The following is a 15,228-nucleotide window of genomic DNA, read 5'->3' on the forward strand; positions in this document are numbered from 1 at the left end:
GATGTCATGAAAATGAATCCTTCAAGACCTGCGTGCCTTTGGCTGTGGTTGACAATTGTTTCTTTGCTATGGCCGCAGGAAAAAGACTCCGCCCGCGCCCAGAGTATTGTGCAAAGCTGGCAGGGAATTACCGCACCTGGAAGCATTGCTCCACCGGACCCACACGGTGCGCCGGGCCCCGACGGCGTGCTCGCGACAGTCAACTTGCAGGTCAGTTACTTCACCAAATCGGGCGGTCTCATTTGGGGTCCGACCAATCTGCTCAATTTCTTCGTCGGCAATACTGGAGTGACCAATCAGAATTCCGATCCTCGTGTGGTCTTCGATGCGGACAGCCGGCGTTTCTTCGTCATCATGCAGGAAAATCATAACAGCCAATTCTGGTTGAACGTGGCGGTATCGAAAAACGCCGACCCTCGAAGTTCGGGCGCGGCGGATTGGATTTTCTATCGTTTCAATGCGACGGAGAGTTCAGCAACCAACACTGCCGGGGGCGTGAATTACGGCGGCGATTATCCCGGGCTGGCGGTGGATGCTCAGGCGCTCTACGTCGTGTATCGGATGTTTGCTTTTATTCCCGCAGGAACCATCAGTGGCTGCGGTTGTGACGTCCTCAATTCAGCGGTGCTCATTATGAATAAGGCGCAACTTATCAACGGCACCGGCACGCTCGCGTCATTCTACACAGATACCGTGACCATCCAGCCGGTCACGCCTGCGGGTGCGAGTCCCGGCAACGTGATGTACATGGTCGCCAATTGGAACAACACCAACCTCAAGCTCTACGCCCTCAGCGACCCGCTGGGCGCGCGCACTCTTTCCACGCAATTTATTGTCGTGACGGACATCGGCGGCGGACCGACCAACCAGGCGCCCCAACTAGGTTCCGCCAGTACCGTGGACCCGATCGTGAGCAAGCTGCAAGGCAATGCAACCCTGGCTCAAGGGGACATTTGGTGCTGCATGACTCGCGGCCAGCCCGCCGGACCCGCCGTGGCGGCCTATTGGCGTATCCGCCTCAATAATTGGCCCGCCAGCGGCAGTGCGACTCTCGCCGAACAGGGAACGGTCGGGGCCGGCACGGATTGGAATTATTGTCCCTCCATCGGAGCAAATCTCAGAGGCGATGTTGCCATCACCTGGACGAAATCTTCAGCCAGCCTGTACACCACAATGATGGGCGCCTGGCGCACGGCGGGCGCTGGCGCGTTCGCCGGTCCGGTTGTGATCAAAGCGAGTTCGAGCGCCAACACCGACGGACGTTGGGGAGATTATTTCACCAGTTGGCCCGATCCCAATGACGGCTCGATGTGGCTCGGCGGCGAATGGACGACCAACGGCACTTGGAGCACATGGTGGGCGCAAATTGCCATGCCGCCCCGGGATTATTATGTGAAATGGGATGCTCCTCAGCCAGCAACACAAGACGGCTCGATCACGTTTCCTTACACGACCGTCGGGGCCGCGCACGCAAACATCACGAGCGGCACGCTGCATATTTATGGCGGCAATTACAACGAGTCGTTGACCATCAACAAGAGCGTCTATCTGGAAGCCTTCTCCGGCGGCGCTGTGACCATAGGTGCGCCATGAGGAACAACCCCGTTGCCAGTATGTTGCAAACCGCACAAATATTGAATCGTATGACAAACCCGAAGCTCGCAGTTCTCATCGCGGCGCTCGCCGTCGCCGCTTTCCTGGGAGAAGCCATCGCCCAGAACGAACCGGCTCCCGCACCGCAACCGCCCTCGAGTCCGTGGCAAAAGCCGTTTGCCGAACAGGCCACGGAAGAAGCCTGGACTGCGTTTAAGGACGGGCAATATGAAGCCGCTTCAGTAAAAGCCGGCGAGTGCATCGCAAAATGCGAAACCGTTGCCGACCAGATCGAAGCCACTCTGGAATCTGCCAGGATTGTGCTGCCAAAAGGAGCGGTCTCGCAAGAGGATCGAAAGCGCATCGCCAGGTACCAGGTGCTGCATGATGTCGCCACCTGTTTGTGGATCAAAGGTCAGGCCGAGGAAAAGCTCGGACATCAAGCCGAAGCAAAGAAGGCCTACACTCAGGCTATCAAATATTCCCATGCCAGGAGTTCACGACCGACCGGCGATTCGTTCTGGTCTCCAGCCGAAAAAGCAGCGGAAGCCTTGGCCAAATGAATATGAATGCGAAGAAAATATTTCTCACGGCTGGTCTTGCTATTTTTACGACGCTCGCGCTGGCTCAAACCTACTCGATTGACTGGTTCACGATTGACGGCGGCGGCGGCACGAGCATGGGCGGCGTGTATCAAATCAGCGGCACCGCCGGCCAGCCCGACGCCGGGCCGACAATGACCGGCGGCAACTTCACTGTGGACGGCGGGTTCTGGGGCATCATCGCCGCCCTGCAAACGCCCGGCGCGCCCACGCTCACGATTACGAGGACGGCGACCAACACTGTGGCAGTGTCCTGGCCGTCGCCGTCCACCGGCTTCACGCTTCAGCAAAACACCAACAGCGTCGCATCGGTGAACTGGAGCAACATCGTCGCCGCGCCATCGGATGACGGCACGACCAAGACCGTCATCGTCAATCCACCGGCGGGCAATCGCTTCTATCGGCTGTTCAAGCCGTGAACTGGTCGGGACGACTTCCACGTCGTCCCCAGCTTCTTGGCAGAGGAATACGATTTGGGACGCGGTCGCACGCGTACCTTTTTTCCTGCCGTCGCCGCCGCCGCCCAATATCGGCCCGCCCAATACCTTCTTGTCGTTTGCCCCTTTATCTGCTAGTAGTATTCCGTCTCCACCATTTCTGGTTCGTTGGCCGTGAACCATCAAACCTGGTGACACCGTTTCATAACTCAGTAACCGACGGCCGGCTGAACTATGAAAAAGAAACCGTTCATACTCCTGGCGCTGGCATTCCTCTCCACCCTCAACTCTCAACTCTCAACCCTCTTCGCTCAAGGCAGCGCCTTCACTTATCAGGGACGGCTGAACACCAACAACGCGCCATACTCCGGCTCGGCGGAATTCCAGTTCACGCTCTGGGACGCGGCGAGCGCCGGCAGTGCCGTGGCGACGAACAATCCGGTCAGCCTCATTGCCCCGGTCGCCGACGGCTTGTTCACCGTGACGCTGGACTTTGGTCTCAACCCGTTTAACGGCCAGCCGCGCTTCCTGCAGACCGAGGTGCGCACGGCCATCGGGCCGTTCACCGCGTTGACTCCGCGCCAGCCCGTGACCGCCACGCCGTATGCGTTGAGGGCGTTGAACCTCACCACGAACGGTCTGGCGGCGGGCACCTACGCCAGCGCCGTCACGTTTGACAATGCGGCCAACAGTTTTGCCGGTGCGTTCACCGGTGCGTTCACCGGCGCGGCCAGCGGAAACGGTTCCGGCCTGACCAATGTGAACGCCGCCACGCTCGGCGGCTTGAGCGGCGCGAGCTTTTGGAAAACCAACGGCAACGCGGGCGCGAACCCAACGAACGGTGCGTTCCTGGGTACCGCGGATAACCTGCCACTGGAGTTCAAGGTCAACGGCCAGCGGGCGCTACGGATTGAGCCAACTGCCACTTCACCGAATGTGATCGGTGGCGCGGCCGGAAATTCTGTTGCGGCCGGGCTTTCCGGTGCCACCATCAGCGGCGGCTCTGGAAACAGGATACTCCTGAGTAGCGATTCTCCCTATGGAGGATCCGTCATTGGCGGAGGTGATGGCAATCTCATCGGCGGGACACCAGGAGTCGGCGGCCTCGCACTTGGTGGATTCAATTTCATCGGTGGAGGGTATGCGAATAACATCAGGGCTGGTGGTGATTTCGATACCATCTCCGGTGGCGAGGGGAACACGATTGGCACCAATGCCGACCATGTCACGATTGCGGGGGGAGCAAGGAACGACGTTGGCACCAGTTCCGTCCTCAGCGTGATCAGTGGCGGCAACGACAACAACATCGGCACCAACTCGCCCAACAGCGTGATCGGCGGCGGTGGCAACAACAACATCACGAACAACTCGACCTACGCCACCATTCCCGGAGGCGAATTGAACACCGCCACCAACTACGCCTTTGCCGCCGGGCGTCGCGCCAAGGCAAACCATCAGGGCGCCTTCGTCTGGGCCGACTCGCAAAACGCCGATTTCGACTCCACTTCCGGCGACCAGTTTCTCATTCGCGCGGCGGGCGGCGTGGGCATCGGCACGACCAGCCCGCAGGCGAAACTGCACGTGGCCGGCAGCGTGGTGGTGCAAGGGTTGACGACCCCGCCTGCCGCCAGCGCCACCAATCTGCTCAATCTCGGATCGGGCAACACGACAAACGGTTTCCTTAACGGCATTAGTTTCTTCGAAAGTGCCACGACGACCGCCATGAGCCTGGGCTACGATGGGAGTGGTGGTGCGGCCCAGAACGCCCTTCGCATTTACAGCAGTGCCGGCAGCCCCCTCTTCACGTTTGAAGCCAGCGGTGATCTGGGAATTGGAACCACCGCTCCCACCAACAAGCTGCACGTCATTGGCGGGGCGACCTTCAGCAGCGGTGCGGGCGGCGCAAATCAAAATGTCGTGTGGACGCCGGGCAGCGCCAGTTGGAGTTTCACCAGCGACCGCAACGCCAAAGACCGCATCGCGCCGGTGGATGGCCGTGAGGTGTTGGAGAAATTGTCGCGCATCCCGGTGGCCGAGTGGAGCTACAAAGGCTACGACCAACGCCACCTCGGCCCGATGGCGCAGGATTTCCACGCGCAATTCCCGCTCAACACTGACGACACATCGCTCAACGACGCCGATCTCCACGGCGTGGCGTTGGCGGCCATTCAGGGGTTGAATCAGAAACTCACGGACGAATTGAAACGTCGGGACGCCGAGAATGCTGAGTTGAAAACCCGGCTGATCGCTTTGGAAGAGCTCATTGCCAACCTCAGCGCGAAAGGAAACTGAACCATGAAAACCAAACTGATTGTCAGGACACTTGCCCTTGCGGCAATGTTGCTCTCAACCCTCAACCCTCAACTCTCAACCCTCTTCGCCCAAGGTACGGCGTTCACCTATCAAGGCCGACTGACCGACGGCACCAACGTGGCCAATGGCGCGTACGACTTCCGCTTTCGTCTGTTCGACGCCCTCACCAACGGCACCTTTTCGGGCGGCGTCATCATGCTGCCCGCCGTGGGTGTGAGCAACGGCCTGTTCACGGTCACGCTGGCCTTCAACAACCAGTTCTTGGACGGCAGCGCGCGCTGGCTGGACATCGGCGTGCGCACCAACGGCAGCCCCGACGCCTACCTCAACCTCGTGCCCCGGCAGCCGATCACGGCCACGCCCTATGCCATCACGGCCGGCAATGTGACGGGCGCAATTGCCGACAGCCAGCTTTCGGGCAACATGGCGCGGCTCAACAGTAACGCCGTGTTCACCGGCGCGGTGGTGTTCAGTAACGCCGCCAGCCAGTTCGCAGGCAGCTTTGCGGGCAATGGCGCGGGCGTGACGAACATGAACCTGACGCTCAATTCCTCGGGCGTGATCACGTCGAACTCCAGCTTCTTCACCTTGTTCGCCATACCGAACGCGGACTACGCCGCCTCCGTCGTGGCGGCGGATGTCAACGGCGACGGCCGGATTGATTTAATTTGTCCCACGGCCATCAGCACTTATTCGCAAGTGCTGACCAACGATGGCCACGGCGGGTTCGCCCTTGCCTCCGCACCCGGAGGCGCGGGCCACCCGGGCTATGTGGCGGTGGCTGACATTAACGGCGATGGCTCTCCGGATCTGATCAGCGCTGATTCCGCTCCCAACAAGCTCACGATTTCCACCAACAACGGTCACGGGATATTCACCCAGATCACGAATATCGTGGCGGGGAGCGGCCCGGTGGTGGCAGCGGACGTCAACAACGATGGACGGATTGATTTGATCAGCGCCGATTACGGCAGCAGCACGCTGACAGTGGTATTCAACAACAGCCCCAATGGATTTCTCGTCGCTTCATCACCCGCCGTGGGTCTCAACCCGACATCGCTCGTGGCGGCGGATGTCAACGGCGACGGCAAAGTGGATCTGATCACCGCCAACTCAGGCACCAACACATTGTCGGTGATGACCAACACCGGCTTCGGCTTTTTTGTGCTCGCCTCTTCACCGAACGTCGGCAGTTCGCCTTTTTACGTCACGGCGGCGGACGTGAACGGGGACAGCAAAATGGATTTGATCACCGCCAACTACTTTTCCAACACACTTTCGGTGCTGACGAACAATGGCATCGGCGGGTTTGTCCTCGCTTCCTCATTGGCCGTGGGTTCCAACCCGGTTTCCGTCGTGTCGGCGGATGTCAACGGGGATGGCAAGGCGGATTTGATCTGCGCGAATTCTGGAAATGGTTCCGGCAATACGCTCTCGGTGCTGACCAATAACGGCAGCGGCGGGTTCACCCTCGCCACTTCACCCGTCCTGGCCGCCAGCCCGACTGGTCCGAGCTTCGTCGCGGCGGCGGATGTCAACGGCGATGGTCGGGTGGATTTGATCGCATCCCGAGGTTTTGGCGCGCTCTCGATTTTTCTAAACACACCGTTCAGTTTTCTCGGAAATTTCAACGGCCACCTGAGCGGCAGCATGGATGGATCGACCATCAACACTGGAACGATCGACGACGCGCGGCTCTCGGACCAGGTGGCGCTCCTCAACAAAAGCCAGAACTTCGATTTCCCGAAAACCTTCAGCTACGACGTGGGCATCGGGACGACGACACCTGTTACCCGTCTGGACGCGCGAAGCGGTAGCACATCGTCGCAGGCGCAAATCCTGGCCGCCAACAATAACGCCAACACCTGGGTTCAACTCTGGTCCGGCTACAACAACGGAGCCAATCCTCCCGCGATCATCTGGCCCATCGGCCAGATGCTGCGCTTCATCAGTAGCACCGTCAGCGGCAGCGGCGGCGCTGAATTCATGCGCATCGACAGCGCCGGCAACGTGGGCATTGGCCGGGCGGCTGCCGTCAATAAACTTGAAGTGGAGGGCAACGCCTCGAAGACGGTCGCGGGCAGTTGGCTCGCCAATTCCGACGCGCGCATCAAGCAGGACATCCAGCCCGTTCACAGCGCGCTGGACACGCTCGCCAAAGTCCGCCCGGTGAGCTTCCGTTACACGGACGATTACCGCGCGCAGCATCGGAGCGTGGAAGACCGCCGCTACCTGAACGTCGTCGCCCAGGAATTCCGCAAGGTCTTCCCCGACGACGTGAAAAGCAGCGGCGAGAAATTGCCCGACGGCAGCGAGATTTTGCAGGTGGACAGTTACCCGCTCACCATTTATTCCGTCGCCGCCATTCAGGAATTAAACCAGAAGCTGGAAACCGAGTTGAAGGAACAACACGCCGAGAACGCGGCATTGAAAGCGCGTCTGGAAGAACTTGAAAGACGGATGAGTCAGAAGAACGGAGGCGCGAAATGAAAACGCGAGGATCGAAGATGGAAAATGGCGGATGGCTGCCGCGAAGCGTCTTGGACTGCGGCAGCCCTCTGCCGCTTTTGAAGGGCGACGCGCATCGGGTCGCGGCTCAAAGCGCCAGAGGACTGGCGCACTCCAAGACCTGGCGGAGGTTCGTTGTCTCGCTGGTGTTCCTCGCCCCCGCAATCATCGCTCACGCGCAAAACTACTCAATAGATTGGTTCACCATTGACGGCGGCGGCGGCACAAGCACGGGCGGCGTCTATTCCGTCACCGGCACCATCGGCCAGCCGGACGCCGGGCCGACAATGAGCGGCGGAAATGTTTCCGTGGACGGAGGATTCTGGAGCATCATCGCCGCCGTGCAAACGCCCGGCGCCCCGTTGCTCACGATCACCCGCACGACCACGAATACCGTGGCTGTTTCTTGGCCGTCGCCTTCTACTGGTTTCACGCTTCAGCAAAACACGAATGGACTCGCGACGGTGAACTGGAGCAACGTCGTCACCACGCCAAGCGACGATGGAACAACGAAGACGGTGATCGTGAACCCGCCGACGGGGGACAGATTCTATCGGCTCAAGAGTCCCTAAAACAGCGCGCTTCGCCTGCCCACGATTATCAAACTCCGCACATCGGCTGAAATCCTTTACTTGCGCTGACAAAGTAATTCATCGTTCGGCTTTGCGTTGTGGCCCCGTTTGGGTAAGTAATTCACGCCATGACTCGCTATGGGCCGCAATTTGGATTAACACGATCAATGATTTGCTGGCGGGTTTGGGTTTGTGGCACGCTGGTCTTATCGGGATGTGCCGGCCCAACTTCGCCGCACTCAACTCCGGCCACAGCCACGCCCAGCCCGGCACGGACGTCCCGTCGCACCTCTCTCACTGCAATGCAGCTTGCGCGACTGAAGCGCGCACTCGAACCGCTCGATGCTCAGTACGATGCGGCTGCACAGATGTTGCGTCAGCCGTTGAGTTCACCGGGATATCACACGACGCTCACAAATGGTTTCGTGCATCCGACCAGCGCTTCCCTCAATTATGCCGTTGCGCTGCTCGACACCGGCGACGATGAATTGCGCAAACGAGCGGAAGCGATTTTGCGTCGGGTCATCGCTCTGCAAGACCAGAATCCGGACAGCAAGACTTACGGCATCTGGCCTTGGTTTCTCGAAGAGCCACTCGCCAAGATGTCGCCGCCGGATTGGAACTGGGCGGATTTTTGTGGCACGGCTCTGGTGCAAATCGTCTTCGATCATCGGGAGCGTCTATCGCCCGACGTGCGGGCGAAGGTTGATGCCGCGATTCTCCACGCGGCGCGTTCGATCCAGCGACGGAACGTCGGCCCCAGCTACACCAACATCGCCATCATGGGGACGTACGTGACACTCGTGGCGGCTGAACTTTACGGTGTCGAGGACTTGCGCGACTATGCGCTGGCCCGATGGCGACGCTTTTGCGAATACACGAAACACCACGGCGCTTTCACCGAATACAACAGTCCGCCCTACACCATCGTGGCTTTGAAAGAACTCGGGCGTCTCAGGCTCCACGCGAAAGATCCTGAGGCGCGTCGATTGACCGAGGAGATGTATCGACTCGCGTGGGAGGAGATCGCCCATCATTTTCATCCGCCGACGCGCCAATGGGCCGGCCCGCACAGCCGTTGTTACAGCACGTTGCTGCGGCCAGAGGTTTTGGGTTTGATTGAGCGCGCGACGGAAGGCCGCGTTTCGTTCGGCGTGAACGAACCGACTCTGGATGAATACCGTTTGCCGCTGCCATGCCCGCGCGATCTCGAACACTTTTTCAGCGCGCTCGACACGCCGCGTGATTTCCGGGAGACGTTCGTCAAGAGCGAGCCGCCCGTGGTCGGGACCACGCACCTCGAAGCGGCGTTTGCGCTGGGCAGCATCAATCGAGGCGATTTGTGGAACCAACGGCGGCCTCTGCTGGCGTACTGGGGAAGCGCCAGCCGGCCCAGTTATCTCCAGGTTCGCTTTTTGCATGACGGTTACGATTTCGCCACCGCGCAGTTCTTCAGTGTGCAACAAGGCGGCAACGTGCTCGCCGGAATTAATTTTTCCGTCGATGGCGGCGATCGCCACCCTTCGCTCGACAAGATCAAAAACGCGACGATCAGAGCGAAGGATTTACGACTCCGCTTTGAATTCGGCGGCGCGGCGGGCGAAGGAGAATTTATTGCGCCAGCGACGCTGGCCGAAACGGCACAACTGCGTTTTGGTGAACTGCGAGTGCAACTCAACGTGCCGTACGCGGTATTTTCAGAAGCCCGCGGCCGCTGGCAAGTCGGCAAGGAAAACGACAAAGCTTTTTTTGACGTGGTGCTCTACTCGGGCGAAGAACGCACTTTTCATCTGGCGGAACTCAATTCGGCCGCCGTGGGGTTTGCAGCGCGCTTGTCAACGTCAGATGAGCCACCTCGCTCCGTTGGCGCGGTGGCGCGCGACGGCCGCTTGCAATTGAAATGGGAGTCAATGGACCTTGAGTTTCCCGTGCACCCGGGCAGAGCAGGGGAGTTGCAACAAGCGTTCAAGGCATCGATCAGTCAATGACGCCTGCCTGAAGTTGAAACCCGCCTGGCTCGCCAGCGAAACTTGCGCTCGTACATCGCGCGGTTTGCGCAATGCCACTCCACGGGCCGGGCCCAAGCGGGCCAACCCGACCGCGAATAAGGAAACAGATCAGTCTGGTCTGTTTTTCATCTTGTGGGGGCTCTTGGACGCGGGAAAGATGGCCACGTTATGGCGAAGGTCCTTGGAGAATCCGGCAGATACGTTAGCCAGGAAGCGGTCAGGCAACGCCGTCGCATCGTTGTTTTCGTGTGCGGCCTCATCGCCTTGTTTGGCGTTATCGCGGGTCTCGTAATTTCCAGCTTCATCCCGCTTGGGTCGTGGCCTCCTTGGATCAGGCCAATAATGGTCATTGGCGCGGCGGTTGGAGGTTGGGTTCTGTACAAAAGGGGCGATGGGAAATTTGATGCGCTGGAAAAGCAGCGCGTTGCCATGATGCGCGGCGCAAGCGGAGAAACGACCGTGGCCATGGCGCTGGAAAATTTCCCGGACGATTATCGCGTCCTCCACGACCTCACCACGGAGTCCGGCAACCTCGATCATGTCGTGGTCGGGCCTGCTGGTGTGTTCTTGCTCGACGCCAAGAACTGGCGCGGTGTCGTGTCCGCGGACGGCAAAGGGGAGTTGCTCTGCAATGGCCAGCCGACCGATAAACCATTGGTGCGGCAGTTCATGGGCCGGATCATGGGCATCAAGGATAAGGTTAAAACGCTCGCACCCGGTCTTGATCCATATTTCCAACCCGTGTTTGTCTTCACGTCAGCGCGCGTGGAGGCCAATTGGGGCACGACGGGCACCGTGCATTGCATCCGCGACGATCAACTTTACAGCTACATCGTGGAGAAAGATTTCGGCAGGAAATTGACAGCCCGCGAAGTTGACCGCATCGCGCAAGCATTTCTTGGCTTGGCGCACATGGACACGGGTTTCCGCACAAGCCAGCAGTCAACGCCGAAGTCTGGCGGGAAACAGCCCGCCTTGCCCAATTGAACTTTGTGGATGCGGGCGGGCCGGGTGCATTACACTCAGATTTATTTGCACCGTGCGGCGAGTCGCACCCGGACATTGAGCATGCGTTGCTCTGACATGCAGTGGGATACATAGGGCACGTGGCCATAGGTCCAATCCGTTAACTTCAACTTGAACCGGGAATCCTTTGCGCGGACCATGTCCAAGAGAAAAGGAATGGCGTTTGTGCCCATCTTACGGACGGCTTCTATCGCCGGTTTGTCTTCAAGACCTTCTCCATGCCCTCCAACTTTTAGCCATGCAGTCAAAGTCTTCCCTTGATATTTCGGCTCGCGTTGCCGCAAGAAACCATGAAGGGAAATCGCAGCAGCAACGATCCCGAATAGGAATAACAGAGCAATGCATTTGCGCTTCGTCATGCATTCCAGCGTAGCCCTAGACTCAGAGTTCTGCGAACGGAAATGTCCCGTTCCGCACCGGAGCAGAGCCAAATTTAATTCGTCTGCGGAGGCTTGTTCAAAGGAACGCGCGGCGGAGCGTTCGTGAGGACAAATTCATTCTGGTGGCGAAAAGTTCTTGCTGTTTCAGGATCAATTCTGCTCAGTGCAGGGAACACAATAACTCGTAGGCTCCGGTTCGATTCCATCATTTTAACCAATAACGGAGCCGCTGGTTTGGCGTTGGTCCCCAAATGCGCAAGAGCGGCAAGAGTTGAAAATCTAGCATCATTTGTTTCTACCTCCAGATACTTAATCAAGGCAGGCACCGCCGTCGCCGGGTTGCCAACAAGCGCAAGAGAAGATGCGGCACGACTGCGCACTACTGCGTCTTCGTCCTTGAGACTTCGGATGAGGGCTGGCACAACATGTCGAGCGTCAAAACCGAAATCTGCTAAACTTGTTGCAGCCTGAGCCCGCACTACGTTGTTTTCGTTTGCAAGGGCCGCTACTAAAGGCGGAACTGCTGTGGGTCCAATCTCTCTCAAAACAGACATGGCATCGTAAGCTAGTTCATCATCTTTGAACAATTCGATGAGCGAAGGAATGGCTGGTTCAGCCACTGGCCCCAAGACCGCAAATCCTGCGACTGCCCGCTGGCGGTAGTCACTCGCGAAGTTAAAGTGAAACTCAAATACAGACTGTTTTTGGGCCCATTCATTCAGCTTTAGCTTGAGCTTGGAATCCTTGGCGCGGAGCATTTTCAAAAGCGGCATGAGAGCATTGGTTCCTATTTGGCGAACCGCTTCTGCGGCCCGGACGTTCGGCTCTTCCTTACCGCCCTCCAACTCTTCCAGCCAAGTGCTCAGAGCAATCCCCTGATAGGCAGGTTCACGTAAACGCAGGACATTTAACCCTAGGCCAAAGAGGACAACCCCGACCAAAAGACCGATCAGCAGCTTGGGGGATAGTCGATAACACACATTTTTTCGTATGGCTGGTGGAATTTTCAGGACGTTTGCTGCGCTTCATTCGGCGCAAGTGGTTGCTATAGCCGTGGGCGTCACCTGCCCGGTGGTTTGGTGGGGGCGTTGGTCAGAAAGCGGAACTGAGGAAGCTGATTCGTCTGCAAACCATTGGGGGTTGCTGCAGAATGTAGAGCAGGCGGCGGACGGTTGAGATTCGGGTCGTAGATGAAAATGGACTTGACCGTTTTTTTGTCGGCGTCCACCTCGACGCCGGTGGCTGAAATAAGGCCGCTTGGCTTCTCCTCCTCGTCGTGCGTTTTGGGAGTGGAAAACTCCCAGTTCAGCCAATAGCGGGGAATATTGTGGTCCGCAATTTTGATCGGCTTCCTGATCTTGGGCTTTCTATCCAGATGCAGCATTTCCAGCGAGTAACCGAGCTTCTTAATCGTGTCGCGTGCAAGCTTCACGGCCTCTCTCTCGCTCATCCGCCAAGTGCCCCAGTAATCCTCGATTCGCCCGTCCAGTTTATAGTTGCCAAAGAACGAATACGGGGCGCGGAACTGTTGGATATAACCTCGGGTGTAAATAAACTGATAACCGTTGGTGAGGTTGAGATACGTCTCGTTCGGAAAGAATTGCGTGTCGAAGCTGGTGACGTGATTGGTGGTTATGGGAAGGTGGATGGGCAACTCCAACTTCCGCGCGTAATCGGAAATCAGCGGCAGAATGGCGACCAGCACGGTATGCTCCTGTTGGGGCGTGAGTCGTGGAGGAGCGGGCAGTTGATGAAAGAGTTTCTCACCCCCCGGAACACCCTTCATGAAGTCAGGCAACTGCCCCGGAGCCAGCGTCTGAGGCACGACCGAGACCGGGGGCGGGTCGCGCGAGAGATTTTTGCGCATGCTCATCTTCATGCTTTTGAGGTTCTTGTGCTCGGCATCAATCACCATATCCAGAGAAATCCCGCCATCCTCAGGTTCGATCCATCCAATGCGGTAGCAAGGAACGACTTTCCCACGGATAACCGGCGGCTTGGTTATTTTGGGCGTTCCGTTCGCGTAAAGAGCTGTCTCGGAGTAGCCCAGCTTCCGAAGTGAACCACGCGCCAGTTGCACCGCTTCCTTTGCGCTCATTTTCACAGAGCCGTAGAACTTCTCCAGATCTTCTCCCCATTGATGCGACCCGTACCAAGAACCCGGCGACTCAAATCCTTTGACGTAGCCGTCATAGTACCAGAAATCAAAGCCGTTCGTCAGCCGCAACCATCCGCCGACCTGTCCTTTATGCGGGTCGCAATTGAAATGTTCGACCTGCTCCAGTGTGATCGGCACTGGAATGGGCAGATCCAGTTTTTGGCTGAATTCGGTTATCTGCGGGAGGATTGCCACCAGAACCGCGTTGGAATATTGGGCCGTGACCTGTATGAACTCGAACATGATTTATTGTGTGTTGAAATCGTTGAAGCGCATTTCCTCAAAGCCGTAAATCTTGAGGTTTTGTCCAATTTTGAAACTCGTCGCGCCAGAAATAGAATCCCTTGCGTCCCGGTGCGACTCGAAAAGATCGCGAGTGGTCTGAGACCAGTACGCCCAAAAGTTAATGCGATAGGCTGGGAACTGCCAGGGAATTTCTCCCAAGACGGAAAATTGCACATAATCCGTCCAGCCGGAAAAGGCGCGCGGCCGCATAGTCGGCACATAGTAATCGCCGAGGGGGACGTGTTCTTTTTTCGGGATGCCAAATTTCGTCGGAAAGCTGCCGTTCGCAGTCTCACACCCGTCCAGAAAGACATAACGGAAAAAGTGGCGATTGGTAGGGTTCGAGTCCTTGTAGCGTAAGAGCGTCCCAACTTCTTTGCTCGTCAAAGTCCGGTTGGCGGGGTTGGCTCCGCCAAGTCTCTCAGGCTCACCGTGACCGAAGTAATAGAGATTGCGCGCATTGAGATTGGTCAACGCGACTTTGAACTGTGTCCAGTCCTGTGTCTTTTGCGTGGTTGTGTCGTCGGTGCCCCAGTGTAACGGTTGGAACGTACCTGGAAGACTTCCGAGAGGCTCGATCCTGCCTCCGCCAATATCGGCTGCATGGTAAGCGTTGAACATCGAGTTGAGCATGTTTGGCTGAGGCTCAGACTGATTCTTGTACTGCTCCGGGTTATGTTCGAAGATGTTTTGCCATGCGATGATCCACTGACCGACAGGCGGGTAATTGTCTGCTACAATGATTTTACGTGGGTTTATCTTTCTCACCGAGGCGGTGCCGCCGCCGCTCGCGTGAGTAACGGTCGTGGCGGAATAAAACACTGTGTCGGGCAATGGAGTGCCTTGAGAATTTGTGACTCCCCACAATACATGGATAAGCCCATCCGTGGTGTGGTTGGTGAAACTGCCTACATAGTTCGTTTGACTGTCGTAGATGTCGAGTTGCCAATCCGCATCGGGGTAAATTGAAGTCACGTCAAAGGCCATCAAGTTGCTGCCGAATTCATCGATCCAGTTTGGGAACGAAATCTCGTTGGAGACTACAACTTGCACGGCATAACTCTGCAGCTTGAGGAAGTTTGGCCATTCATCCACGTCAATGTCCGTGTTGGTGTTCAGGTTCCATATAGCCTCTGCGACCAAATAGTTGTCTCCATTGTTCAAGCGAGTGGTATCTACTTCAAAGGACAAGAGCGAAAAGGGAGGAGAAATTTCCAAAAGTTGTGGATGGCGGGGGGTGGAGGGCATCCCAAGGGTAAATGTGTTTACGCTGCTATTGCCTTGGGGTTGAGTTCGACACCATCGACGAACTTCACTCCCGCGATCACGCGATCCAGTAACTCAT

12 protein-coding genes are annotated in these 15,228 nt (G+C 57.6%); 8 read left to right on the forward strand and 4 right to left on the reverse strand.

The window, feature by feature from the left end; translation table 11 throughout:
- Positions 1 to 6 precede the first annotated feature (6 nt).
- The 8 genes from HY298_08490 to HY298_08525 all read left to right on the forward strand — a co-directional run bounded on the left by HY298_08490 (position 7) and on the right by HY298_08525 (position 11,021).
- Positions 7 to 1,593 (forward strand): hypothetical protein, encoded by a 1,587-nt coding sequence (locus tag HY298_08490; GenBank protein ID MBI3850311.1) that lies wholly within the window; start codon positions 7 to 9, stop codon positions 1,591 to 1,593.
- Positions 1,594 to 1,643: 50 nt separating this feature from the next.
- Complete coding sequence (locus HY298_08495) at positions 1,644 to 2,156, forward strand: hypothetical protein (GenBank protein ID MBI3850312.1); 513 nt, start codon at positions 1,644 to 1,646, stop codon at positions 2,154 to 2,156.
- A 2-nt stretch (positions 2,157 to 2,158) separates the two neighbouring features.
- Entirely contained in the window at positions 2,159 to 2,614 is a 456-nt protein-coding gene (locus tag HY298_08500) for a hypothetical protein (protein MBI3850313.1), read from the forward strand.
- Positions 2,615 to 2,866: 252 nt separating this feature from the next.
- Positions 2,867 to 4,924 (forward strand): tail fiber domain-containing protein, encoded by a 2,058-nt coding sequence (locus HY298_08505; protein ID MBI3850314.1) that lies wholly within the window; start codon positions 2,867 to 2,869, stop codon positions 4,922 to 4,924.
- A gap of 3 nt (positions 4,925 to 4,927) precedes the next feature.
- Positions 4,928 to 7,435: a VCBS repeat-containing protein gene (locus tag HY298_08510; GenBank protein MBI3850315.1), complete on the forward strand. Its 2,508-nt coding sequence runs from the start codon at positions 4,928 to 4,930 to the stop codon at positions 7,433 to 7,435.
- On the forward strand, positions 7,432 to 8,025 hold the full coding sequence (locus tag HY298_08515; protein MBI3850316.1) for a hypothetical protein: 594 nt from the start codon (positions 7,432 to 7,434) through the stop codon (positions 8,023 to 8,025). The genes HY298_08510 and HY298_08515 overlap by 4 nt, the downstream gene beginning before the upstream one ends.
- A gap of 302 nt (positions 8,026 to 8,327) precedes the next feature.
- On the forward strand, positions 8,328 to 10,013 hold the full coding sequence (locus HY298_08520) for a hypothetical protein (GenBank protein MBI3850317.1): 1,686 nt from the start codon (positions 8,328 to 8,330) through the stop codon (positions 10,011 to 10,013).
- A 189-nt stretch (positions 10,014 to 10,202) separates the two neighbouring features.
- Positions 10,203 to 11,021 (forward strand): NERD domain-containing protein, encoded by an 819-nt coding sequence (locus tag HY298_08525; GenBank protein MBI3850318.1) that lies wholly within the window; start codon positions 10,203 to 10,205, stop codon positions 11,019 to 11,021.
- 41 nt (positions 11,022 to 11,062) lie between these two features.
- On the opposite strand, the gene HY298_08530 is transcribed toward HY298_08525, so the two are convergent.
- The 4 genes from HY298_08530 to HY298_08545 form a co-directional block, all read right to left on the reverse strand.
- Positions 11,063 to 11,419: a hypothetical protein gene (locus tag HY298_08530; GenBank protein MBI3850319.1), complete on the reverse strand. Its 357-nt coding sequence runs from the start codon at positions 11,417 to 11,419 to the stop codon at positions 11,063 to 11,065.
- Between the two features lie 74 nt (positions 11,420 to 11,493).
- Positions 11,494 to 12,420, reverse strand: a complete 927-nt coding sequence (locus HY298_08535; protein ID MBI3850320.1) for a HEAT repeat domain-containing protein — start codon at positions 12,418 to 12,420, stop codon at positions 11,494 to 11,496.
- 80 nt (positions 12,421 to 12,500) lie between these two features.
- Positions 12,501 to 13,841 (reverse strand): hypothetical protein, encoded by a 1,341-nt coding sequence (locus HY298_08540; protein ID MBI3850321.1) that lies wholly within the window; start codon positions 13,839 to 13,841, stop codon positions 12,501 to 12,503.
- Positions 13,842 to 13,844: 3 nt separating this feature from the next.
- A complete protein-coding gene (locus tag HY298_08545) occupies positions 13,845 to 15,101 on the reverse strand; it encodes a hypothetical protein (GenBank protein ID MBI3850322.1) in 1,257 nt (418 codons plus the stop codon).
- Positions 15,102 to 15,228: the final 127 nt, after the last annotated feature.

The organism is Verrucomicrobiota bacterium (genome assembly GCA_016200005.1).
In the GTDB taxonomy this organism is placed as follows: Bacteria; Verrucomicrobiota; Verrucomicrobiia; order Limisphaerales; family PALSA-1396; genus PALSA-1396.